The 1,896-nt window shown below is 64.8% G+C and carries 2 protein-coding genes; one reads left to right on the top strand and one right to left on the bottom strand.

Annotated elements, in window-relative coordinates:
- The coding region (locus tag ACFQ6N_RS40480) for a fimbria/pilus outer membrane usher protein (RefSeq protein WP_380659149.1) at positions 1-968 on the bottom strand (968 nt) is incomplete at its 3' end.
- A gap of 296 nt (positions 969-1,264) precedes the next feature.
- Between ACFQ6N_RS40480 and ACFQ6N_RS40475 the strand changes: the two genes are divergently transcribed.
- Complete coding sequence (locus ACFQ6N_RS40475) at positions 1,265-1,780, top strand: fimbrial protein (protein ID WP_053448787.1); 516 nt, start codon at positions 1,265-1,267, stop codon at positions 1,778-1,780.
- Positions 1,781-1,896 lie beyond the last annotated feature (116 nt).

Genomic DNA, 1,896 nt, shown 5'->3' with positions numbered 1-1,896 from the left:
TTGGGGTAGAGATCGTCGATGGCGAACGGACCCGGCGCCACCGTGGTTTCGTACAGCACCGCGCCGTTCTGGCGGATGGTGACGCGCGCATTGCTCTGTGCCACGCCACGCACCACCGGCGCGTAGCCACGCAGTGAATCGGGCAGCATGCGTTCGTCGGTGCTGATACGCACACCGGTGAAGCCGACGCTGTCGAACAGTTCGCCACCGGTGTTGGCCTGGCCCAGCGTGAGCTGGCTGTTCCAGCGCGGCAGATCGCGCTGCAGCGTGCTGTTGAGCGTGGTGAAGTGTGTGCCCTGCGGGCTGTGGCTGAGCGAACTGCGGTGGCGCAGCCGCCATGCCCCCAGGTTGAGGCCGGTGGTGATGCCCGCGTAGGTGTTCTGCTGGCCCTGGTTGCGGTAGTGGTTGACGCTGTAGCCGAGGAAAGCGGCGGTGATGCCGTGGTCGCGCAGTTCCGGCGCGACGAAGCCGCGCGCCTGGCGTTGCAGCGCCACCTGCGGCAGCGAGATATCCAGCCGCAGCTGGCTGTCGTCGTAGCGTACGCGTGCGCCTTCAATCGCGGCCTCTACATCGACGCAGTGCGGGGTGGCCGTCGCTTCCACGGCCTGGCGGGCGGCATCGCTGAGGCCCAATGCCAGCAGCAGGTGTGCGGGCACGCAGGGCTGCGCGACATGCGGTGTATCCGAGGCCACCAGGTCGATGTCATCGCGGCGGACGAACTCACCGTTGAGGTGGATATCGACGTTGTAGCGGCCCGGCTCGACCGGGTTGCCCATGCTGAAACGCGCCAGGTCTTCGCCGACGAAGCCGCTGGCGAAGCCTTCGCTGAACTCGACTTCGCCGCCCGGCCGCGCGTACGCCGGCAGCGCAGCCGCAAACACTAGGGTGGTGCTGATGGCCGCAGCCAGCGCGGTATGGCGCAGGGAATACTGCGTGGCGCTTTGAGGGGGAGAGGAAGACAGGCGCATGGCGTCGACGCGGCCGCAGTGCAGCCCCGGTAGTAATGGGAGGCGTGCAGACTAGGGCGCGATCACACCGGCGAACATGCAATTACTTGCAGTTTTTCCTCGACGTAAGCGTTTGCAACTAATTGTATGGAGCACGGCGGGCATCGGGCCGAACATGCGCCGGGCAGAAGACGGGCGTGCCTCGTCCTGCGTCGGCAAGGGATCTGTCGACAGACACCACGCCTCCTGCACCGGCCACCCTTCGCACAGATGACGGGTGGCGTTCCCGATTCCATCACTTGTTGAAGAGCACACCTATGAAGAACCTGAAGACCCCGATGGCGCTGGCCATCCTGCTGGCCGCTGCCCCGGCCGTGAATGCTGCTGATCTGACCATCGAGGGTGAGATTAGGGAAACCACCTGCAAAGCCGAAATCAACGGTGGCGTGGTGGCCGTAATCATGGACATCGTGGACATGGAGGACCTGAAGGGCAGCAATCGTGTTGGCCGCCGCGCACTGGACGTAACGGTTGATTGCACTGGTGCCAGCGGCTCGCACGACGTGGCCGTGAAGTTCACCGGCGTGACCACTGCCGACGGCGCACTGGCGCTGAACGCCACCAGCGATGCAGAAGGCGTTGCGTACAAGATCTATGACACCAACGACAAGCAGCTGGCGATCAACGCGACGCCGACTGAGTTTGTCAATGTCACCGCTGCGGCCCCGCAGACTCTGCAGCACAGCGTCTGGTACACCAAGACCGGCGTTGCCGATGACGTGGTGGCTGGCAAGGCATACGCCAACGCGCAGATGGACATCGTATACAAGTAAGCGCACACCGCCCGGCGGCATTCTGCTGGGCGGTTCTTCCCGAGGAGACTTCCATGAACCTTCGCGCATGCGCGGCAGTGCTGGCCCTGGCCGGTGCTTCCGCAGTACTTCCGGCC

The organism is Kitasatospora sp. NPDC056446, from assembly GCF_042796115.1.
In the GTDB taxonomy this organism is placed as follows: Bacteria; Actinomycetota; Actinomycetes; order Streptomycetales; family Streptomycetaceae; genus Kitasatospora.
This window is presented reverse-complemented; position numbering and strand designations above follow the sequence as displayed.

Coding starts and splice junctions, on each gene's coding strand:
- ACFQ6N_RS40475 (WP_053448787.1), top strand. CDS start 1,265: ATGAAGAACCTGAAGACCCCGATGGCGCTGGCCATCCTGCTGGCCGCT.